The sequence below is a fragment of the Halomicrococcus pelagicus genome (assembly GCF_050954125.1).
In genome coordinates this window covers 115,438-136,406 of sequence record NZ_JBPBWC010000010.1, presented here as the reverse complement: position 1 = coordinate 136,406, position 20,969 = coordinate 115,438, and the positions used below count along the sequence as shown (strand labels likewise).

Genomic DNA, 20,969 nt, shown 5'->3' with positions numbered 1-20,969 from the left:
CATCTTCTTTGACGGGAGCACCCTAACTCCGTGTCTGTCCGCCGACCAGCCGACGCGAGAGGAACTGCTGACGGGAATGACCGTCGAGATAGAGCAGACGAACGCCGACAACGCCGACGACGCCGACCCTCTCGTCGGCGACGTCGTCAGGTTCCTCTCCGACGAACACACCCAGCCCGGCGGCGTGAAGGTCGAACTGGAGTCCGGAGTCACCGGGCACGTCAATCGCGTCGCACCCGACAAGTAGCTACTCGGATTCGAGTTCCAGCAACTGCTTCTTGAGCGGTACTCCGCCGTCACCAGAGTAGCCGCCGAGTCCGTCCGCGGCGACGACGCGGTGGCAGGGGACGACGACCGGGAGCGGATTCCGGCCACACGCCCGTCCCACGGCGACGGCCGCAGTGTCGAGGGCGGCCGCCAGTTCGCCGTAGGTTCGCGTCTCGCCCCGCGGAATCGTCCGCATCGCGTCCATCACCGCTCCGGTGAAGTCGTCGGGCGTCTCGACCGTCAGGTCGAACGAGCGGCGCTCGGCGGCGGCGTACTCGCGGACCTGCCGCCGGAGTTCCGTCGGCGACTCGTCGACGAGCGAGGCGTCGAGTTCGACCGTCCACTGCCACAGCGGGACGGTCACGCGACTCGCAGGGGCGGTTTCCGCTTCCGGCGTCGAGGTACCGTCGTGCGGTTCGGACATACGGTCGAGATTCGGGGAGGACCGGCTTAACGCTCTCGCCGGCTACCGTTCGACGCCGATACGTACGGCCGCCGTCGAGTGGCCTGGCTCGACGACCGCCGCCTCGGAGCACCGAATAACGCAGGTTTAAACGAGAAGGCGCACAACCCACGACCATGACAGAGGCGGACGAGGGGTGGTTCGCGGGGGTCGACCCCGACGACGTCGACGCGGGCGCGGCAGCCGTCCGCGAGGGGAGCGCCGACGCGCCGGCCGATTGGCCGCGCCGCGCGGTCGACGCCGGGTTCGCCGAGGACGACGCGGACTACTACGCGAAACTCCGCGAGGCCAGCATTCGGGCGACCCGCGAGGCGGTCACCGAGCGCGAGCGAGCCGACGACCGCCAGCTCGTCCACGCCGTGCGGGCGATGGACGACTGCGAATCCGAAGCGAACGAACTCGCCGAGCGAGTCGCCGAGTGGGCCGGGACGCTGTATCCCGACGCCGACACCGGCGTGGCCTACGCCCGCGAACTCGCCGAGCACGACCCCGAATCCCCGGTCGAGCGACGGGTCGTCTCGCTCGCCGAGCGCGTCGCGGACCTGGCCGACGAGCGCGACGTACTCCGGGAGTTCGTCGAACGGCAGGCGCCCGCGGTCGCCCCGAACCTCGCGGCGCTCGCGGGGCCTGTGCTGGCCGCGCGGCTGATAGCGCTGGCCGGCGACCTCGAATCGCTCGCCAAGATGCCCGGCGGGACGGTGCAGGTGCTCGGAGCGGAGGACGCGCTGTTCGCGCATCTCCGGGGACACGCCTCCTCGCCGAAACACGGCGTCATCTACACGCACGAGTCCGTCAGGGGCGCGCCGCCGGACCGCCGCGGCGCGGTCGCCCGCACGCTCTCGGGCAAGCTCGCCATCGCCGCGCGCGTCGACCACTACTCCGGCGAGCGCAAACCGGAGCTGGACGAACAGCTCGGCGAGCGCCTCGACGGCATCCTCGACCGGAGGGGTGACGGATGACGCTGCCTGAGGGGGTCGAGCGCCGCGAGTTCGACGGCGAGGAGCGCCTGGCGACCCGGGGGCCGCCGGTCTACGGCGAGCCGACGGACGGCGAGTGGCGGCTCTGGGACGCCCGGCGCTCGAAGCTCGCGGCCTTCCTCGAACTCGGGATGGAGACTGCCCTCCAGGGCGACGAGACGGTGCTGTACCTCGGCGCGGCCAGCGGAACGACGGTGAGCCACGTCGCCGACTTCGCGGGGCCGACCTACGCGGTCGAGTTCGCACCGCGTCCCGCGCGGGACCTGCTCGACGTCGCGGAGGCGCGCCGGAACCTCTTTCCCCTGCTGAAAGACGCGCGCAAGCCTGAGACCTACGCGCACGTCGTCGAGTCGGGAGTCGACGCCATCGTCCAGGACGTGGCCACCCGCGGGCAGGCCCGCGTCGCGCGAGAGAACGTCCGATTCCTCCAGCGCGACGGCGTCCTGCTGGCGGCCATCAAGGCCAGGAGCGAGGACGTCGCCAGCGACCCCGAGGAGGTGTTCGACCTCGTCCTGGCGGACCTCCGCGAGGAGTACGAGATTCTGGAGACACGACAGCTCGACCCGTTCCACGACGACCACCTCGGCGTCGCGGCGGTGCCGCGCTAGCGAACCGAAACAGTCAAGCTTTTGAGACCTTTCGAGCCGAGAGTCCAGCGATGAACGTATGTCCTCGGTCTCAGCGCGCGAAGCCCTCCGATACGCGACCGACGACGAGATGCTGAAACTCTACGCGGTTCTCGTCGGCGGATGGGTCCTGCTGCTGGTCGGTCAGTTCGCCTTCCGCACGGCCGTCAACCCGGCCGTGGCCTTCGTCGGATTCGTTGTCGCGCTCGCCGCGGTCGTCGCGGTCGTGAGCGGCGGCGTCGCCGTCGCGTACAAGGTCCTCTCAGGGAGCTAGCAGCGGGGCCGATTTCCGTCGAATCGCTGACAGCGGCGTCGAACACCCGGTAGACGCGGCCGTGTCCCGGAACTATTTACCCGGCGGGTTGCTAACTTCCGCAAAATGGAGTTGGGTTCGGCCGAAAACTTCAGCGAGAGGGGGACCCTTGGCGTCGAAGAGGAGTTCTACGTCGTCGACGAACGGGGTCGTCCCACTGCGGGAACCGACGAACTCGTCTACGAGCACGACCCGCCGGAGATTCTGGAGGACCGACTCGACCACGAACTGTTCAAGTGCGTCATCGAGACGCAGACGCCGAAGACCACGCTCTCGTCTGCCGGCGAGCAGGTTCGGGCGGTCCGGGAGGCGCTGGTCGACCACGCCCGCGAGCACGGGTTCGGCGTCGCCGCCGCCGGCCTCCACCCTGCCGCGAAGTGGCGCGAACTCGAACACGCGGACAAGGAACGGTACCGCGAGCAACTCGACCGAATCCAGTATCCACAGCACCGGAACACGACGGCGGGGCTCCACGTTCACGTCGGCGTGGACGACGCCGACGCCGCAGTCTGGGTCGCCAACGAGATACGGTGGTACCTCCCGGTGATGCTCGCGCTGTCGGCCAACTCGCCGTACTGGAACGGCTTCGACACCGGTCTCCAGTCAGCCCGCGCGAAGATATTCGAGGCGCTGCCGAACACGGGGATGCCGACCGCCTTCGACTCCTACGAGGCGTTCGCCCGCTTCGAGGAACGGATGGTCGAAGGCGACGCCATCAACGACCGGGGCGAACTCTGGTACGACGTGCGACCCCACTCCGGCCACGGCACCGTCGAGGTGCGGGTACCCGACGGCCAGGCCGACCCCGAGCGCGTGATGGCGTTCGTCGAGTACACGCACGCGCTCGTGACCGACCTCGTGGAACGGTACGAGGACAGCGCGGACCCGTGGGCCGCGTACCGGTCGGCCGGGCACGGGCCGCGAGACGGCGGTGCGGGCTACAACCACCGCCGAGAACTGCTGGACGAGAACAAGTGGCGGGCGATTCGCTACGGCCACGACACCACCTTCGTCGCTCGCGACCTCGACGGCGAGGTGTCGCTCGGCAAGGTCGTCGACCGCGAGAGCGACCGTCTCGGCGTCTCCGGCATCCGCGACGTCTACGACGGGGAGAGCGGCGCGACCCGGCAACGCCGTCTCCGGGAGGAGGAGGGGGCCGAAGCGCTGTACGCGTCGCTCCTCCTGTAGGCAAGGTTTTTAATCGCGCGTAGCTTTCGTCCTTCTTGAGACAACATGTCCGGGGAGAACACCGACGACGAGCGGGAGGACGTCACGGTCGAAGACGACACCGTGGAAGAAGCCGAGATAGAAGACGTAGACGAGGACGTCACGGTAGAGGAGGAGTTGACGGTCGAGGACGACACGGTGACCGACCGCGTCACCGTCGAAGAGGAGGGCGAGGAGACGGCGGTGGTCGAAGAGGAGATAGACGAGACGGGAACCGAGCGTCTCTCACGAGGGCGGGAGCGCCTCGAAAAGGAGGCTGACCGCGCGGTCGAGGGGTTCGACCAGGGCATCGTCGACCTGCTCTCTTGGGTCCTCGACACCGAGACGCGCGCTCGCATCTACGTCTACCTCCGCCAGAACCCGGGGAGCACGAGCGAGGAGATCGCCGAGGGGACGGGACTCTATCCGAGCACCGTCCGCGAGTCGCTGGCGGAACTCCACGAGGAGGAGAAGGTCACGCGCGAGAAGCGCGAGAGTGCCGGAGCCGGCAACAACCCCTACGAGTACACCGCCATCGCACCTAGCGAACTCGTCGGTGGCATCGTCGACCAGGTCCAGAGCGAACTCAACACGGTGATCAACCTCGACCGACACCTACAGGACGGCGAGTCGGAGACCGAGACCGAACCGGTCAGCATCCGGGTCGAAGACGACCCCGGAGAGGCGGAATCCGACTTCGGCGCGACCGACGACGAGGAGGGCGACGCCGACGACCGCGACGAGGACAGCGAGGAGTAGCGGAACGGCAGGCCGGACGTTCGTTTTGCTGTGGGAGCGACAAAGGCGTCAGTCGGTGACGTCGGCGTTCGTAAAAACGCACCAGTATTTCAGCGTATGTTTTATATATAACTTCTCTTATGTGAACTGTATGAGTGACTTCACCGAGGGGAACGAAGTGGTGACCAGCTCCGCGAGCGGGGTCACCGTCGAGAAATCGTTCGACGGCGAGGAGTTCGCCGTGCCGGCTATCAAGTTCGAGATAGCGTCAGAGCGCGACGAGGCGGTGTCGGTTCGGATCACCGACCGCATCCCGGACGACTTCCCGATGGACAACGTCGGCTTCCATCCCGAGTTCGAGAACGACAACTGGACGGCGTACAAGGACCACCGCGTCCAGTTCGAGCGTGTGCTGGACGCCGGGGAGACGCTGACGACGGTGTACGGAATACGACTCTCGAACTGGCAGGAAGCCGAACAGTTCCTCCGGCCGCCGATGGTCGACGCCGTCGGGGCGAGCGAGGAGCGCGAGGCCAGCGACGACGAGGAGGTCGCGGACAACACCATCACTGACATCGTCTCCGAGGACAGCAGTCAGGTCGTTCGCGACGTCATCGCGGGCGAGAGCGACTTGCCCGGTCTCGGCGACGACGGAGACGAAGGCGGGAGTGACGACGCCTTCGGGGACGACCCGCTCGCCGACGAGGGAAGCGACCCGCTCGCGGAGGCCGACGGTTCTCTCGACGACCCGCTCGCTACTGGTCCGGAGGGTGACGACGACCCCCTTGGCGACGACGATTCCCTCGACGACCCGCTCGGCGGCGACGACCCTCTCGCGGGCGACGACACCGACGCCCTCACGGACGACGAGCGGGGAGTCGACGACCGGCCGGCGGACGGCGCGTCGGTCGACGCGGACCCACTGGCGAGCGGCGACTCGCCGGAGGACGACCCGCTCGGCGGCGACGTACCGGACGACGGGGCCGACGCCGGGGACGAAGACGCTCTCGCGCTGGGAGAGTCGAACGAGGAGGAGACCGGTCGGAAACCGGCGGCGGACGCGGAACCGGCCGAGAGAGACGAGGACGTGACGGTTCCCGACCGCCAGACGTCACCGCCCCGGCCGGGGAGCGTCGCGGCCGCACTGGCCGACGAGATCCGGGCGGGCGAAGTCGCCGAGGGCGACCTGGACGTGCTCCGGGAGGAACTCGACCTCGAGGTGCCCGAGAGTACCAATGTGCGCCTTCGTCACCTCCAGTCGCGGGTCGACGACCTCTCGGCGTACACGGAGGCGCTCGAGAAGTTCATCGACGAGAACGGGACCGCCCAGGACGTCGTCGACGACTTCGAAAGCGAGGTCGACGCCCTTCGCGAGGAACTGGCCGACGTCCGGGAGGGCGTCGAGAACGCGAAAGACGACGGCGCACAGACCAGGGCCAGGGTGGCCGACCTCGAAGACGACGTGGCGGCTGTCAGCGAGGAGACGGACCGGGTCGAGGACCTCGGAGCGGACCTCGAAGACGTCCGGGAGGACCTCGACGGCGTCGCCGACCTGGACGAGGAAGTCGCGGAGCTCCGCGAGGAGCTGACCCACCTCAGGGACCTCGAAACGGACGTCGAGAGCGTCCGCGAGGACGTCGAACGCCTGGACGACCTCGGCGAGCGGGTGGACGAACTCGGCAATCTCCGGGACGACCTCGAAGACCTCGAAACCGGCCTCGCCGACGTGCGCGACGACGCGGCGCGCGTAGAAGACCTCGAGGCGGACCTCGACAACCTGGCCGACGGTCTCGACAACCTGGCCGACGGTCTCGACAGCATCGCGGACGTGGGCGAGGACGTGGAACAGCTGGCCGACCAGCTAACGGACTTGGAGGACCTCGTGGCCCAGAACACCCAGGAGACCGCCGCGCTCGACGACGAGGTCGAGGACCTGCGCGACGACCTGGAGGAGGCGATGTCGCTCGAAGACGACATCGCAACGCTGTCGTCGGACGTGGACGACCTGGCGACGTCGCTGTCGAGCACCGAGTCCGACCTCGCGGACCGCATCGAGAGCGTCCGGGGTGACGTCGCCGACATCGAGTCGGAACTCGCCGAACTCGACGAGTGGCGCGAGGACCTGACCTCACTTCAATTACTTGCGAGTGCGGCCGCAAGCAATGGGGCGCTGGCCGTATACTCCGAAACGAGAGATGTCAAGCACCAAGCGTGGGGGTACGGCCGAGACGGACGGCGTCGCCGACGAACAGGAACTGTACGGCGACCCGCAGCACGAACGGCCCGTCGATAGTTCGAAAGCCGAACGCTACGGCGAACCGCAACACGAGGTCGAGGAGTACGACTCGCCGACCGAATGGAAGTTCGTCGCGGGGCCCGGCGACGGGAGCCGTCGTTGCGAACGGCCGATGACCATCACGCGACTTGCGAAAAGCGACTGATTTTCGAACCGGTCACCGCGTCCGATTGCCGCGCTCTTCGGGACCGATAGCGAGGGCGTTCTTCACGAGACTGCGGTGGCCGCGGCGCAGTCGCTCCGAGACGGCCTGGTGGGAGATGTCCAGACCGTCGGCGAGGTCGTCGGCCGTCGAGTCCCGCGGAATGTCGTAGTAACCTTCGTCGAGCGCCATCATCAGCGTCTCGTGCTGTTCCTCGGTGAGGCCGAACAGACCGTGGCGCGTGTCGTTCATCTCGTATATGTTGCGGATGTCGAGCGACAGTCCCGAGTCGTCGCAGAAGTCGTACGTCGCCGACAGGGCGTTCCGGTCGGGAAAGAGGAGACGAAGCCGCCAGCACTCGTACTCGCCGTGGGCGTTGAGGACGGTCGCCTTCTCCTCGACGAGCACGTGGACGATGACCTCGATAGATTCCACCCAGTTCATCCGGTACAATCGCTCGTCTCCGAGGTCTTCGAGCACTTCGAAGCCGTCGATGCTGGGGTCCTCGCTTAGCGCGTCGTCGAGCGCGTCGAAATCGTCCGACTCCGCCCACATGTACGGCAGTACGCTGTCGTCGTCGTGGGCCGCGACGCGCAGTACGTTGAACTCGGCGTCAGGGACTGCGTTCAGCGTTTTCCTAAGCGCGAACTCGTCTGCGGGGAGTTCGACCTCCGCGATGGTACTCATGCCCGGACACAAGCGAGCGAGAGCAATACGCCCTGTGGTTCCGACGACGGCCGTTCACCGGCGGGGTGAACCGGGACACGCCGTCCGTCGAACGTCGCTCGGGGCGAGCCGCCCTGGGGTCGTCCGGCGCACGGTCCGGGCGTGGTCCGTGCGTCGAGCCGCGCTGGAGTACCGTCAGTGAACTATAACTTCGGGGGCTCCGAGAGTCGACGTATGGAACTCGACCCCGAGATGGCGGCCGCGATAGCCGAGATAGAGCGCGTCGGCGTCCCGCCGTGGCACTCGCTGTCCGTCGAGTCGGCCCGCCGCGTCGAGGACGAGGTGTTCACCGCCGAGGAGTCACGACCGGTCGCGTTCGTCCGCGACCTGGCGATTCCCGGGCCGGGCGGGGAGATACCGCTCCGGCTCTACCGACCCGGCGAGACGGGAGACGGCCCGCTCCCCGTCGTCGTCTTCTACCACGGCGGCGGCTGGACGCTCGGAACGCTCGACTCCATCGACGGCGTCTGCCGCGAACTCGCGGCCCGGGCCGACTGCGTCGTCGTCTCCGTGGACTACCGGCTCGCTCCCGAACACCCCTTCCCCGCCGCGGTCGACGACGCACACGCCGCCCTCTCCTGGGTCGACGACCACGCCGACGCGTTCGGCGGTGACCCGAATCGCCTCGCCGTGGCCGGCACGAGCGCGGGCGGCAACCTCGCGGCCGCGACGACGCTCCGCGCCTGGAACTTCGACGGTCCCGACGTCGCCGCACAGGCCCTACTCTACCCTATCACGGACCACGGCTGCGACACGGACTCGTTCGCCGAGAACGCCGACGGACCGCTGCTCACCCGCGCCGACATGGAGTGGTTCTGGGAGCGCTACCTCCGCAGTCCGGTCGACGGCGCGAATCCCTACGCGTCGCCGCTCCGCGCCCCGGACCTCTCGGGCCTCCCGCCCGCCACGGTCGTCACCGCCGGCTTCGACCCCCTGCGCGACGAGGGAGTCGCGTACGCCGAGCGACTGGCGGCGGCCGGGGTCGACGTCGACCACCGCCACTATCCCGGGATGGCCCACGGCTTCCTCAGCCTGACCGACGACGTCTCGACCGCCGACGAGGCGATGGACGGCGTCGCGGACTGGCTGCGCGAAACGCTCGGATGACGACAGTCTCCGGGGGCCGTAGAATCCGGAGAACTGCCGTCAAGCGCCAGTTCAGCCCCTCGCCCGTCATGCTTTTGTCGGTGAATTCGCTCTCTGGGACCGATGCGCACGGCAGCACTCACCGACGTCGAGGAGTTCGAGATACGCGAACGGGAGCGACCGACGCCCGAACCGGACGAGGTGCTCGTCGAGGTCCGGGACGTCGGCATCTGCGGGTCGGACGTTCACTATTACGAACACGGTCGCATCGGCGACTACGTGGTCGACTATCCGCTCGTGCTCGGTCACGAGAGCGCGGGAGTGGTCGCAGCGGTCGGTGACGACGTCGAGGGGCTCACACCGGGCGACCGGGTCACGCTCGAACCGGGCGTCCCCTGCCGTCACTGCGCACACTGCAAGCGCGGCGACTACCACCTCTGCGAGGACGTCGTGTTCATGGCAACGCCGCCCCACGACGGCGCGTTCGCCGAGTACGTCGCCTGGCCCGCCGACTTCGCGTACGAACTCCCCGACTCCGTCTCGACGCGTGAGGGCGCGCTGTGTGAACCCCTCAGCGTCGGCATCCACGCCTGCCAGCGCGGCAACGTCGGCGTCGGCGACACCGTGCTCGTCACCGGGGCCGGTCCCATCGGCCTGCTCGTCGCCGAGGTCGCCCGCGCCGCCGGCGCGACGGACGTCCTCGTCACCGACGTGGTCGCGGAGAAACTCGCGTTCGCCGAGGAAGGCGGGGTCGACCGCGCCATCGACGTGACCGAGGAGGACCTGGCGACGGTCGTCGACGAGTACACCGACGGCGTCGGTGCCGACGTGGTCGTCGAGGCCTCCGGCGCGAAACCGTCCATCAGGTCCACGCTCGACGGCGTCCGCCGCGGCGGCACCGTCGTGTTCGTCGGCCTCGCCAGCGAGGCGGAAGTTCCCCTGGACGTCATCGAGATAATCGACGACGAACTCGACGTCCACGGTTCGTTCCGGTACGCGAACACCTACGACGCCGCCGTCGACCTGCTCGCGGACGACGAGGTCGACGTCGAGCGAATAATCGACTTCGAGAGCCCACTCGAGGACGTCGACGCCGCGTTCCGTCGGTCGATGGAACCCGAGGTCGTGAAAGGGATGATAACGTTCGACGGGTGACTCCGCCGCGCGGTCCGCCGTCCGCCAGAACGCGGTCTGGGGCACCGTCTCCGCGCTTCTCCTCGCCGAACCGCCGGAGTAAACATCACGAATCGTTATAACGGCTAGCTGAATAGCCCCCGATATGGATTCGCCGAGCGACGCTAACGAAACGCCGCTCCTGTCGCACGTCCTCGTGCCGGTCGCATCGGAGGACGACGCGAGGGCCACTGCGAAGGCCCTCGCACGGTACGGTCCCGAGCGAGTGACTGTGCTCCACGTCGTCGAGAAAGCCGACGGCGCTCCGGACAAGACGCCGGTCGAACAGAGCGAACAACTCGCGAACGACGCATTCGCCGCGTTCCGCGAGACGTTCCCGGACGCCGAAGACCGCGTGGCCTACGGTCGGGACGTGGTGAGCGAGGTCTCGTCGGCCGCCGCGGCGGTCGAGGCGAGCGCCATCGCCTTCCGTCCGCGCGAGGGCGGCCGACTCAGGAAGTTCCTCTCGGGCGACCGCTCGCTACGGCTCGTCACCACCGCGGACCGACCAGTCGTCTCGCTGCCCGGCGTGGAGGACGCATGACGTCGGGGGACGAGGAACTCGCGAAGGACCTCGGCCTGCTCGCCGCTCTCACCATCGGCGTCGGGACGATGATCGGCGCGGGCATCTTCGTCCTGCCGGGGCAAGCCGCTGCGGCGGCGGGGCCGGCTGTCGCGCTCTCGTTCGTCGTCGGGGGAGTCATTTCCCTGTTCACCGCACTCTCAGCGTCGGAGCTCGGCACCGCGATGCCCAAAGCCGGCGGGAGCTACTACTACGTCAATCACGCGCTGGGACCGCTGTTCGGCTCCGTCGCCGGATGGGGTAACTGGATGGGCCTAGCGTTCGCGAGCGCCTTCTACACGCTTGGGTTCGGCGAGTACCTCGCGACATTCATGCCGTTACCGGCGCTCGCTCTCGGTCCGGTCGGTCTGTCGTCGTTTCAGCTCGGCGCGCTCCTCGCCGGCACCGCCTTCATCGCAATCAACTACGTCGGCGCAAAAGAGACCGGTCGCGTCCAGGTCGTCATCGTCGTCACGCTCGTCGGCATTCTCACGCTGTTCTCCGTACTGGGATTCCTGCAGGCCGACATCTCGACGCTCCGGCCGTTCTTCCCCGCCGAGACCGGCGGTGTTACCGCCGTCCTCCCCGCGACCGGACTCGTATTCGTCTCCTTCCTCGGCTTTGCGAAGATAACGACGGTCGCGGAGGAACTCGAGAATCCGGGGCGCAACCTCCCGCTCGCGGTCGTCGGGAGCGTCGTCATCGTGACAGTGATGTACGCGATAATCATGGTCGTGCTGATGGGCGTCGTCAACTGGCGCCAGCTCGGCCCCGCGTTCACCAAGACCCCCGTACTCGACGTGGCGGAGATCTCCTTCGGCTCCGTCGGTCTCGCCGCGGTCGGAGTCGGACTGCTCACGTTCGCCGGACTGCTGGCGACGGCCTCCAGCGCGAACGCGAGCATCCTGGCGTCCTCCCGCATCAACTTCGCGATGGGGCGGGACAAGCTCATCACCTCGAAGCTCAACGAGGTCCACCCCGACTTCGCGACGCCGTACCGTTCCATCGCCGTCACGGGCGGTCTCATCCTCCTCTTCATCGTCGTCGGCGACGTCAAGACGCTGGCCAAGGCCGGAAGCGTCCTCCATCTCATCGTTTACGGGTTACTCAACGTCGCACTCGTCGTGATGCGAGAGGCGAACCCCCCGGACTACCAGCCGGAGTTCGAAGTCCCGTTCTACCCCGTCGTCCCGATACTCGGAGCGGTCACCTCCTTCGGTCTCATCGCGTTCATGAAACCCATCGAAATCGGACTGTCGCTCGTGTTCGTCGTCGGCGGCGTCGTCTGGTACTTCGCCTACGCTCGTGGGAAGGCCGACAAGCAGGGAATACTCTCCCAGTACATCCTCTCCCGTCAGAAGCAGATGCCCGACGCCGCCGTCTCGGCCGCCACGAGCGTTCAACCCGACGGCGGTCAGTACCGCGTGATGGTGCCGCTCGCGAACCCGAAGAACGAGAAGGACCTCATCACGCTCGCCAGCGCGATCGCCAAGCAGCGCGGCGGTACCGTCGACGCCGTCCACATCGTCTCCGTCCCCGACCAGACACCGCTCCAACACGCCGCCGAACACCTCGACGAGCACGAGGCGGACTATCACGCGGTACTCGACGACGCCCAGCGCGACGCGGAGACCTTCGGCGTCGACGTCGAGACCCACACCGTCGTCTCCCACCGCTCGTTCGAGGAGATATTCGGCGCCGCGCGGACCCACGACGCCGACATCGTCGTCATGGGCTGGGGAGAGAGCTGGCACGGGTCGCCGGGCCGCGTCGAGAGCGCCGTCGACGATCTGGCGATGGACCTGCCCTCCGACTTCCTCGTGCTGAACGAGCGCGGGTTCGACCCCGAGCACATCCTGGTACCCACCGCGGGCGGTCCGGACTCGGACCTGAGCGCGCAGGTCGCGAAGCTACTCCGCCAGAAGTACGGCTCGCAGGTCACGTTGCTGAACGTGGCCGACTCCGTTGCGGAGGGGGAAGCGTTCCTCGCGGAGTGGGCCGACGAACACGGCCTCGGCGACGCCGAGTTGCTGGTCGAGACGGGCGACGTCGAGACGGCCATCGCGCGCGTCGCCGAGGACTGCTCGATGGTCGTCATCGGTGCGACCGAACGCGGCCTGCTCTCGCGGCTGGTGCGCGGGTCGCTCATAATGGACGTGGTCGACGACGTCGACTGCTCGGTCCTGCTCGCGGAGAAAGCACGCGAGCGCGGCCTATTCGAACGGCTACTGGGCCGGTAGCGCCGGCACGTCACTGACTCCGGCGGTCCGGCTCCGGCTCACGAACTCGTCTCGGTCGGAATCGCGGCCGGGGAACGAGCCCCCCTCGTTCGATTCCTCTCTTGGGTCCGCACAGCGTACAGTATCGGCGGCGGCACCGTCGCCACGAACTCCGGAACGAAGCTCCCATCCGCTGCTCGTACGCGTCGGGTCGTCGCCCTGTGAAGCGCCGGGGTCGAACGCGACTCCCACGTCGATGTCGCCGTCCGACCAACTACTCCGACCAGCCGTCCACCACTCTCGCTCTCCGGCCTCGGTCTCCGCGGGTGAATCTCGGCTCATCGCGGACCAGTTAGCGAACCGGCCGTCGTCAGTGTAATCTGCAGCGCGTTGCTGTCGAACGCGACACGCTTCGGTTCCGTGGCGGACTGTCACCGACGCGGGCGGTCGGCGCTCGCGCGAGCGCCGAGAATCTCGCACGGGCGAAGATTTCGTATATCGAAATAGAGTTTAGGTATCGCGTATCGACCACCGGCGCTCGCGGATACCGTCAGCCATCCGACAGCATTCGGGTGTCAGTGCTGGCCGTACAGCAGGTCGAGATACTCCTCGCGGAACGTCGGGAGTTCGACCCTCGCGCCGGAAGCAAGTTTCACGACGACGCCCGTGCTGTCGTCGAGGTAGAGATGGACCGCAGTCGCTTCCTCGTGCTGGACGACGAGCGACTGGGCGTCGCCGAGGTGGGAGTACACGTCCTCGACGTGGCGACGGTTGAACACCGCCATCGAGCGGTGAATGATGATCTGGAGGTCCCGGTCGGAGAGGTCCGTTTTCAGGTCCTCGCGGACGTACCGGACGTTGTAGGCGAACGACTCGCTGTCGAAGGAGGCGATCCAGCGCAGGTCGTCGCCGTACCGCTCCTCGAGCGCAGAGACGAACTCGGGATACTGTGGTTTCGACATGCCGCCCCTTCGGCAACTACCGACAAAAGCGTGTGGTCGAACCAGAGAGGGTGGAGGAATCCACTCCATCGAAACCGGCGGCTCACGTCGAGAAGAGCAGCAGGACGAGGAACCCGACGAGCGCCAGCACGAGTCGGAGGACGCTACTGGCGACACGTTCGTGGAGCGAACGTTCGACCGCCCGGTCCGTGGTCGCCCGGTCCGCCACCCGGTCGACGACCCGTACGGCGCCGCGGTCGAGCGCCGCCCCGACGCCGGCAACGGTTTCGACGGTCGTTTCCTGCGAAACTCGACCCACCGGCCGGTACACCGAATCGAGGTCAGGAACGAACTGAATATTGCCGAGGGGGCGTCGCAGGACGGCGAACGCGACGAGGCCGACCGCCAGTATCGCGCCGGCCTTCTGGAACTGTCCGAACGCGAACGGAGCGGCGGCCGCGGGCGCGCCGGGGAGGACGGCGAACTGGAGGGACGGGAAGAGACCGAAGACGACGCACGGAATCGCGAGCAGCGCCATCGCGGCGATGCCGCGGGCGTTTGTCTCCCGCACCGCGCGGTCGCGCGGGGGGTCGCCGTGCAGGAAGACGTAGTATCCGAACTTGGCGAACGAGAGCACGGTGCCGACGCTACCGACCAGCAGTGCCCACCAGAGCACGTCGCGGTCCGCGGCCGCGGCGGCGTCGACGATCATGCCCTTGCTGACGAACCCGTTGGACCCCGGGACGCCCGAGATGGCGAGCGCGGCGACGACGAACGCCGCGAACGTCGCCGGCAACGGGCGGGCGAGCCCGCCGAGTTTCTTCACGTTCTCGTCGCCGGTCCGGACGGCGACGACGCCCGCGACCGCGAAGAGCAGGCTCTTGTAGAGGACGTTGTTCTGGAGGTGCGCCATCGCACCCGCCAGCCCGAGCCCCGTTCCGAGACCGACGCCCGCGACCATGAACCCGACCTGCGAGACGACGTGATAGGAGAGCAACCGGCGGAGGTCCGTCTGGAGGACGGCCAACGTCACGCCGATGAGCAACATCGCGCCGCCCATCCACGCCACCGCGACGTTGCCGCCGGGGAACGCCCGGGCGAGCGCGTAGACGCCGACCTTCGTCGTTACCGCGGCGAGCAGGACGCTGGCGGCAACGTGCGGCGTTGGGTAGGCGTCGGGAACCCAGACGTGCAGGCCGACGAACGCGGCGTTCAGTCCGATGCCCAACCCGGAGAGGAGCGCCGGGAGGCCTGCGGCGACGCCGCCGCCGTAGAGGAAGGTTCCGGTCTCGACGAACTGGAGCAGGACGCCGGCGGTCAGCAGCAGGCTCCCGATCTCGTGATAGACGGCGTATCGGTAGCCGGCGGGAACCGCGTCGCCGCCCGCGTGCCAGAGCAGCAGCGTCGCGCCGACGGCCATCACCTCCCAGAAGACGAGCAGCGTCAACCAGTCTCCGGCGAAGACGGCTCCGACGCCGGCCCCGGCGTACGCAACCATCACGGCGACCTGCCCCCGCGGCGCGTCGGTCGCGTCCGCGTAGAGCACGGCCACGGCGGAGGCGTACCCGAGCGTCGCGCCGAGGAACCGCGAGAGGGCGTCGGCCTGGAAGACGACCGTGTCGAAGCCGAACAGCGAGACGGAGAGATGCGTTCCCGACGGAACTGCGAGCGACCAGGCGGCGACGAGCGCGCCGGCCGAGACGCCGACCGCGTGGCCCGCACGCCGCGGCAGGACGAGCGCGGCGACCGACGCGACGAGGAGGAGCACTGCCGGCGGCGCGAGGGTGAGCGGTTCAGCCACGAGCCAGCACCTCCCCGACGTCGAACGCGGTATCCCCGAGGACGTCCGTGACGACGCGCTCCGCGAGAGCGAAGAACGGGAACGCGCTGGGCCGGACGCCGAAGAGGACCGCGAGCGCGGCGGTGGCGAGAAGCGGAGCGAGCAGCGACCACGCCGCTTCGCGGCCGTCGTCCTCGCCGCCGTCTGCGACCGGGTCCGTCCGGAAGCCGGCCCGCGCGAAGATGGGCCAGAAGAAGAGGAGTTTCAGTAGCCCTGAGAGCAGGACCGTCGTCGCGAGGAGTGGACGCCCGGCCTCGAACGCGCCGAGGAGGACGTACAGTTTGCTGACGAAGCCGGCAACGCCCGGGATGCCGACGAGGCCGGCCGCCGCGACGGCGAAGGCGGTCGTGGTCGCCGGAAGCCTGCGAGCGACGCCGTCCATCCCGGAGACGCGGTCGACGCCCGTCTCGTGGGTCACGACGCCGACCGAGAAGAACGCGGTTATCTTCATGAATCCGTGGGCGACGAGATGGAGCAGCGCCCCGAACACCGCCGCGGGAGCGAGGAGGGCGACGCCGAGCACGATGTACGACAGCTGGCCGACCGTGGAGTACGCCAGTCCCCGCTTGAGTTTGTCCTGGCGAAGCGTGAGCACGCTACTGACAATGACAGTCGCGGCGGCCGCAGTCGCCAGCGGTAGTCCGACCCCGAACTCCCGGACAGCGTCTGGACCGAAGACGAAGAGCACGACCCGGACGACGCCGAACGCGCCGCTCTTGACGACCGCGACGGCGTGCAGGAGCGCGGAGACGGGCGTCGGCGCGACCATCGCCTCCGGGAGCCAGCGGTGGAACGGCACGAGTGCGGTCTTCACGCCGAACCCGACGACCAGCAACGCGAACGCGGCGGTGGCGGCCGGCGCGTCCGCGCTCCCGAGACCGACGCCGCCCGGCACGAAGGCGACGGTGCCGGCAATCTGGTGAACGAGCGCGGTTCCGCCGAAGACGGCGACGCCGCCCGCGAAGGTGTACGCCAGGTACGTCCGCCCCGCGGCGCGCGCTTCCGCCGTTCCGAAGTGGACGACGAGTGGGTACGTCGCGAGGGTCAGCAGTTCGTAGAAGACGAAGAGGACCAGCAGGTTTGCCGCGAAGGCGACGCCGACGGCGGCGGCGACGCTGGCCGCGTAGGCGGCGAAGAAGTGCCCGCGGCGCTCCTCGTGTGCCACGTAGCCCGCGGCGTAGACGGTCGCGAACACCCAGAGAACGGCGACGAGCAGCGCGAAGAGCACGCCCAGCGCGTCCGCCCGGAGCGCAAAGGGGACGCCGCCAGGCAGCGTCGCCAGTCGGACCGCCCCGCTTCGGCCCGCGACTGCCGCCGGCACCAGTGCGGCGACGATCGCGAGTTCGACCAGCGCGACGGCGACCGTCGCCGCGTTCCGCGTCCGGTCGCCGAGCGCGAGCGCGGCGGCGACCGCCAGCCACGGGAGGACGGTCGCGAGCAGGACGCCCCATCGAGCGGCGAGGTCGTCGAGTATCATTCGAGCAGAGCCGTCAGCGTCGGTTCGAGGAACGTTTCGAGAGGGGCGGCGACGAAGCCGAGCAGGACACCGGCGAGGACGGTGATCGCGGCGGCGACGGCGGGTCCGGTCGGCGCGCGGGCGCCGCTACCGTCGGTCGCGTGCGGAGGGTGGGAGTCGGCCCCTGCGCCTCCGGGGGCGACCAGTCGCTCGAGCACGCGCCAGAAGTACAGTAGCGAGAGGAGGCTGCTGGCGACGACGAGCGCGGCCAGCGCCGGCGCGCCGGCGGCCACGGCGCCGGCGACGAGGTACCACTTCGAGGCGAACACGCCGGCCGGCGGCACGCCGACGAGTCCGAGCGCGGCGGCGGCGAGGGAGGCGCTGGCGAGGGGCGCGCGCCGGGCAACCCCCGCGTACTCCCGGACCGTCTTCGCGCCGGTGGACTCCGCGATAGCTCCGGCGGCGAGGAACGCTCCCGTCTTCAGCGCGGCGTGGGAGAGCAGGTGGACGACCGCGCCGGTCAGCGCGAGGCGGTTGGCCAGCCCCACCCCGAGGACGACCAGCCCGAGTTGCGAGACGGTCGAGCAGGCGAGCAGGCGTTTCACTTTCGACTGCCGGAACGCGAGCAACCCCCCGACCACGACGCTCGTCGCGCCGACGCCGACGACGGCGACGCGAGCGAGCGGCACCGCCGCCAGGAACTCGATTCCGAACGCCGCCAGCACGAGGCGAGCGAGCGCGTACGCCCCGGCGGTCGTCACCAACCCCGACAGCAGGACGCTGACCCCGACCGGGGCTTCGCCGTGCGCATCGGGGAGCCATCCGTGCAGCGGCACCACGGGCACCTTGACGCCGAGACCGACCGCGACGAGCGCGAACGCGGCGACGGCGGGCGTTCCGACACCCAGGCGCTGGCCGAGGAGGGAGACGTTCAGCGCGCCCGTCGCGACGTAGGCGTAACCCACTCCGAGCAGGTAGAGGGTCGCACCGACGGTTCCGACGAACAGGTAACGCAGCGCCGCGCCAGCCGCGACGTCCGTGTCGGCGGTCGCGACCAGCGCGTACGACGAGAGTCCGGCGAGTTCGAGGAAGACGTAGAGGTTGAACGCGTCACCCGTGACGAACACGCCCGTCAGGCCAGCGACGAGCAGGAGGACGAGCGCGAGAAACGACCCCGCCGGTTCCGACGTCGTCACTGCGACCACCAGCAGACCAATCGCCGCGACGAGCACGACGAACGGGACCGCGAGGCGGTCGACGACGAGTTCCACGCCGGCGAGCGCCGGAAACCCGCCGAGAACCGCTCGAACGGAGCCGGACCGCGCAACGGCCCGGAACAGCGCGAGCGCCAGGACGGTCTGTGCGGCAGTGGCGGCGAGCGCCGTCCAGCGGGCGGCGCGGGCCCACAGCCGACCGAGCAGGGCCACCGCGACCGCGGCGACGGCCGGTATCAGGACGAGCAGCGCGGGCAGGACGGAGAAGGGGGTCGACGGGTCACTCACCCGCGCCACCCCCGACGCGGACGACGAGCGCGAGCGCGACGGCGGTGACGCTCACCCCGACGACGATGGCGGTCAGTACGAGAACGTGCGGGAGCGGGTCGACGTACCGGGCGCTATCGGTCGCCGTGCTGGAGACGAGCGGCGCGCGACCGCCTCGACGGAAGCTGGCCCCGACCAGAAAGAGGAGGACGCCGGTCTGGAAGAGGTTCAATCCGAGCACCTTCTTCCTTAGGTCCGGGTCGGCGATCACGACCAGCAGGCCGACGCCGACCAGCGCGACGCCGGCGAGGAAGACGAGTCGCGTCACGCCTCCCCTCCCTCGAGCAGGCCGAACAGCGCGGTGAGTGTCGCGGCCACCGCGACCGCGATGCCGAGTTCTGCCAGTTCGACGGCGTAGACGACGGCGACCGGGAGCGCCCGGAGGTCGAGGACGCCGGCGCCGACCGAGAGGGGAGCGAGGACGACGACGGCGAGCGCGACGACGCCCACAGCGGCCGTACCGCCGAGCGACCGGACGTCGAGCCACCGCTCCGCGGCGTCTCGACCGAACGCCAGCGCGAGCAGGACGGCGGTCGCGGCGACGACGACGCCGCCCTGGAACCCGCCCCCGACCGAACTCGTGCCGTGGAACGCCGTGAACAGGCCGAACGTCATGGCGAAGGGCGCGACGACCCGAACCGCGGCCCGGACGACGACACTCACCACTCTCGCCCTCCGAGCACGACCAGCGCGGCGAGACCGGCGGCGAAGACGACGAACACCTCGCCGACCGTGTCGAAACCGCGGTAGACAACCAGCACCGCCGTCACGACGTTCTTCACGCCCAGCTCCGGCGCGTTCGCGAGGTAGAATCCGGCGGGACGGCCGACGTCGCCGGCAGCACCGGGCGCTATCGGCTCGCCGCCGGTCGGGAGCGCGGGCACCGTCGCGGCGAGTGCGACGACGAGCGCGGCGACGGCCAGCGCGGGTCGCCAGTCGAACGACGCCGGGACGGTCGCGCAGCCGGTGCGCGCGATCGCGACCAGCAGCAGCGCCGAGGTGATACCGGCACCGACCGCGGCCTCCGTCAGCGCCACGTCCGGGGCGCGGAGGATGGCCCACAGCGTCGCCATCCCGAGGCCGTACCCTCCGAACGCGACCGTCGCGGCGAGCGGGTCGCGGAGGACCGCGACGACGAACGCCCCACCGACCACGACGACCAGCGCGACCGCGAGCAGGGGATTCACGGCTCCTCGCCCTCCGGACGCGTCCACGGTTCGACGCCGGACTCGCGGGCGGTGCGGACGATGGCGTGCGTGGCGACTGGCGAGGTCACGAGCACGACGATGGCGAGGACGGCTACCCGCGGACGGGCCTCGGCCGGCACCGCGACGCTGGCCGCGGCGAGCGTCAGCAGCGCGCCGAGCGTCTCGCTCTTGGAGGTCGCGTGCGCACGGGCGAAGCAGTCCGGGAGCCGCACCAGCCCGACCGCGCCGACCGCGACGAAGAAGACGCCGCCGGCGGCGAGTGTGGCGGCGAGGTCGGCAGGGGTCACGCCGGCCCTCCCGCGTAGCGCGCCAGACCGATGGCCAGCAGGAAGTTCAGGAGGGCGTACGCCAGCGCGACGTCGAGCAACCCCGGCTCTGCGAGCACGGCGGCGAGCAGCGCGATCACCACTACCGTCGTCGTCCCGACGGCGTTGGCGGCGACCGCACGGTCGTACAGCGTCGGCCCGCGGTAGATTCGGTAGCCGGCGACGCCCGCCAGCGCGACCAGCGCGACCGCGGCGGCGAACAGCGCGTTCACGAGCCGTCACGCTCCGCCGGGCCGACGAGCCGCAGTTCGCCCCCGCCACCCCGCCCGCGGAAGACGAACGCGACGGTGCGCCGGAGGCGTCCCTCGCGGAGCGAGGCACGGGACCCCGCCGTCAGCGAGTGGACGAGCAACGTCCCCTCGTCCGCCTCGACCGTCACCGTCCCGGGCGTGAGCGTTATCGCGCTCGCCAGCGTCGCCAGTTCGATTCGAGATTCGGCGTCCGTCTCGTAGTACTCCAGCGCCGGGTCGACGGGCAGCGACGGATGGAGGACAGCGTACGCGACGGCGACGTTCGCCTTCGCCACCTCCCAGATGAGAACAGGCAGCGCGAGCGCGGCCCGGACGGTGCGACCGCCGCTCCGCCGGAACGCCGCCGGACGTGGGAACGTCACCCGCAAGAGCAGGCCCGCGACGACCGCGGCGCTGACCGCGCCGGTGGCCGCGTCGTAGGCCGTCGGCTCTCCGAGCAGGAGATAGAAGCCGAACGAGACGGTGAAGAGCGCGAGAAACGAGCGTACCTCGGGTAGCCCGCGGAGAGTTCCGTCGCGCATAGACTCTCGAAACGACTGCATCCGACATTACTCTGGTGCCAACCAGAGTAAGCGGTCGAGCCGCATGAACCGACGACAGGAGTCGGCGTCG

At 69.3% G+C, this 20,969-nt stretch carries 24 protein-coding genes; 11 read left to right on the top strand and 13 right to left on the bottom strand.

Annotated elements, in window-relative coordinates:
• The first annotated feature begins 1 nt into the window (after position 1).
• Positions 2-247, top strand: a complete 246-nt coding sequence (locus ACRYA2_RS17380) for a DUF2196 domain-containing protein (protein WP_433630942.1) — start codon at positions 2-4, stop codon at positions 245-247.
• On the opposite strand, the gene ACRYA2_RS17375 is transcribed toward ACRYA2_RS17380, so the two are convergent.
• Positions 248-691: a methylated-DNA--[protein]-cysteine S-methyltransferase gene (locus ACRYA2_RS17375; protein WP_433630892.1), complete on the bottom strand. Its 444-nt coding sequence runs from the start codon at positions 689-691 to the stop codon at positions 248-250. It lies immediately after the preceding gene.
• A gap of 155 nt (positions 692-846) precedes the next feature.
• Here ACRYA2_RS17375 and ACRYA2_RS17370 point away from each other — a divergent pair, with 155 nt between their 5' ends.
• The 6 genes from ACRYA2_RS17370 (at position 847) to ACRYA2_RS17345 (ending at position 6,883) form a co-directional block, all read left to right on the top strand.
• Positions 847-1,689 (top strand): NOP5/NOP56 family protein, encoded by an 843-nt coding sequence (locus tag ACRYA2_RS17370; RefSeq protein ID WP_433630889.1) that lies wholly within the window; start codon positions 847-849, stop codon positions 1,687-1,689.
• On the top strand, positions 1,686-2,315 hold the full coding sequence (locus tag ACRYA2_RS17365) for a fibrillarin-like rRNA/tRNA 2'-O-methyltransferase (RefSeq protein ID WP_433630887.1): 630 nt from the start codon (positions 1,686-1,688) through the stop codon (positions 2,313-2,315). Before ACRYA2_RS17370 ends, ACRYA2_RS17365 begins: the two co-directional genes overlap by 4 nt.
• A gap of 58 nt (positions 2,316-2,373) precedes the next feature.
• Positions 2,374-2,607 (top strand): hypothetical protein, encoded by a 234-nt coding sequence (locus ACRYA2_RS17360; RefSeq protein ID WP_433630884.1) that lies wholly within the window; start codon positions 2,374-2,376, stop codon positions 2,605-2,607.
• Between the two features lie 105 nt (positions 2,608-2,712).
• On the top strand, positions 2,713-3,834 hold the full coding sequence (locus tag ACRYA2_RS17355; protein ID WP_433630881.1) for a glutamate--cysteine ligase: 1,122 nt from the start codon (positions 2,713-2,715) through the stop codon (positions 3,832-3,834).
• Between the two features lie 45 nt (positions 3,835-3,879).
• On the top strand, positions 3,880-4,611 hold the full coding sequence (locus tag ACRYA2_RS17350) for a winged helix-turn-helix transcriptional regulator (protein WP_433630878.1): 732 nt from the start codon (positions 3,880-3,882) through the stop codon (positions 4,609-4,611).
• A gap of 130 nt (positions 4,612-4,741) precedes the next feature.
• Positions 4,742-6,883, top strand: a complete 2,142-nt coding sequence (locus ACRYA2_RS17345) for an AAA family ATPase (protein WP_433630876.1) — start codon at positions 4,742-4,744, stop codon at positions 6,881-6,883.
• Positions 6,884-7,043: 160 nt separating this feature from the next.
• Here the strand turns inward: ACRYA2_RS17345 and ACRYA2_RS17340 are convergent, their stop codons facing one another.
• The gene (locus ACRYA2_RS17340) at positions 7,044-7,715 is read right to left on the bottom strand and encodes a helix-turn-helix domain-containing protein (RefSeq protein ID WP_433630873.1); all 672 of its coding nucleotides are present in this window, start codon (positions 7,713-7,715) and stop codon (positions 7,044-7,046) included.
• 213 nt (positions 7,716-7,928) lie between these two features.
• On the opposite strand from ACRYA2_RS17340, the gene ACRYA2_RS17335 reads away from it, so the two are divergent.
• From ACRYA2_RS17335 to ACRYA2_RS17320, 4 genes are all read left to right on the top strand, one after another.
• On the top strand, positions 7,929-8,861 hold the full coding sequence (locus ACRYA2_RS17335; RefSeq protein ID WP_433630870.1) for an alpha/beta hydrolase: 933 nt from the start codon (positions 7,929-7,931) through the stop codon (positions 8,859-8,861).
• A gap of 102 nt (positions 8,862-8,963) precedes the next feature.
• Complete coding sequence (locus ACRYA2_RS17330; RefSeq protein WP_433630867.1) at positions 8,964-9,995, top strand: NAD(P)-dependent alcohol dehydrogenase; 1,032 nt, start codon at positions 8,964-8,966, stop codon at positions 9,993-9,995.
• 124 nt (positions 9,996-10,119) lie between these two features.
• Positions 10,120-10,557: a universal stress protein gene (locus ACRYA2_RS17325; RefSeq protein WP_433630864.1), complete on the top strand. Its 438-nt coding sequence runs from the start codon at positions 10,120-10,122 to the stop codon at positions 10,555-10,557.
• On the top strand, positions 10,554-12,815 hold the full coding sequence (locus tag ACRYA2_RS17320; RefSeq protein ID WP_433630861.1) for an amino acid permease: 2,262 nt from the start codon (positions 10,554-10,556) through the stop codon (positions 12,813-12,815). The genes ACRYA2_RS17325 and ACRYA2_RS17320 overlap by 4 nt, the downstream gene beginning before the upstream one ends.
• Here ACRYA2_RS17320 and ACRYA2_RS17315 read toward each other — a convergent pair.
• The 11 genes from ACRYA2_RS17315 to ACRYA2_RS17265 form a co-directional block, all read right to left on the bottom strand.
• Complete coding sequence (locus ACRYA2_RS17315; protein WP_433630859.1) at positions 12,801-13,136, bottom strand: hypothetical protein; 336 nt, start codon at positions 13,134-13,136, stop codon at positions 12,801-12,803. The genes ACRYA2_RS17320 and ACRYA2_RS17315 overlap by 15 nt on opposite strands.
• A gap of 233 nt (positions 13,137-13,369) precedes the next feature.
• A complete protein-coding gene (locus ACRYA2_RS17310) occupies positions 13,370-13,756 on the bottom strand; it encodes a DUF7522 family protein (RefSeq protein WP_433630856.1) in 387 nt (128 codons plus the stop codon).
• Between the two features lie 82 nt (positions 13,757-13,838).
• Complete coding sequence (locus ACRYA2_RS17305) at positions 13,839-15,536, bottom strand: Na(+)/H(+) antiporter subunit D (protein ID WP_433630854.1); 1,698 nt, start codon at positions 15,534-15,536, stop codon at positions 13,839-13,841.
• Positions 15,529-17,052 (bottom strand): complex I subunit 5 family protein, encoded by a 1,524-nt coding sequence (locus ACRYA2_RS17300; protein ID WP_433630851.1) that lies wholly within the window; start codon positions 17,050-17,052, stop codon positions 15,529-15,531. The genes ACRYA2_RS17305 and ACRYA2_RS17300 overlap by 8 nt, the downstream gene beginning before the upstream one ends.
• Positions 17,049-18,533, bottom strand: coding sequence for a complex I subunit 5 family protein (locus tag ACRYA2_RS17295; RefSeq protein ID WP_433630848.1), 1,485 nt, complete (start codon positions 18,531-18,533; stop codon positions 17,049-17,051). The genes ACRYA2_RS17300 and ACRYA2_RS17295 overlap by 4 nt, the downstream gene beginning before the upstream one ends.
• The gene (locus tag ACRYA2_RS17290; RefSeq protein ID WP_433630845.1) at positions 18,526-18,840 is read right to left on the bottom strand and encodes a cation:proton antiporter subunit C; all 315 of its coding nucleotides are present in this window, start codon (positions 18,838-18,840) and stop codon (positions 18,526-18,528) included. The genes ACRYA2_RS17295 and ACRYA2_RS17290 overlap by 8 nt, the downstream gene beginning before the upstream one ends.
• Complete coding sequence (locus ACRYA2_RS17285) at positions 18,837-19,235, bottom strand: MnhB domain-containing protein (RefSeq protein WP_433630842.1); 399 nt, start codon at positions 19,233-19,235, stop codon at positions 18,837-18,839. Before ACRYA2_RS17285 ends, ACRYA2_RS17290 begins: the two co-directional genes overlap by 4 nt.
• The gene (locus ACRYA2_RS17280) at positions 19,232-19,759 is read right to left on the bottom strand and encodes a DUF4040 domain-containing protein (protein ID WP_433630839.1); all 528 of its coding nucleotides are present in this window, start codon (positions 19,757-19,759) and stop codon (positions 19,232-19,234) included. Before ACRYA2_RS17280 ends, ACRYA2_RS17285 begins: the two co-directional genes overlap by 4 nt.
• On the bottom strand, positions 19,756-20,067 hold the full coding sequence (gene mnhG / locus ACRYA2_RS17275; protein ID WP_433630836.1) for a monovalent cation/H(+) antiporter subunit G: 312 nt from the start codon (positions 20,065-20,067) through the stop codon (positions 19,756-19,758). Before mnhG ends, ACRYA2_RS17280 begins: the two co-directional genes overlap by 4 nt.
• Complete coding sequence (locus ACRYA2_RS17270) at positions 20,064-20,318, bottom strand: monovalent cation/H+ antiporter complex subunit F (RefSeq protein WP_433630834.1); 255 nt, start codon at positions 20,316-20,318, stop codon at positions 20,064-20,066. Before ACRYA2_RS17270 ends, mnhG begins: the two co-directional genes overlap by 4 nt.
• Positions 20,315-20,878 (bottom strand): Na+/H+ antiporter subunit E, encoded by a 564-nt coding sequence (locus tag ACRYA2_RS17265; RefSeq protein ID WP_433630832.1) that lies wholly within the window; start codon positions 20,876-20,878, stop codon positions 20,315-20,317. Before ACRYA2_RS17265 ends, ACRYA2_RS17270 begins: the two co-directional genes overlap by 4 nt.
• Between the last annotated feature and the right edge of the window lie 91 nt (positions 20,879-20,969).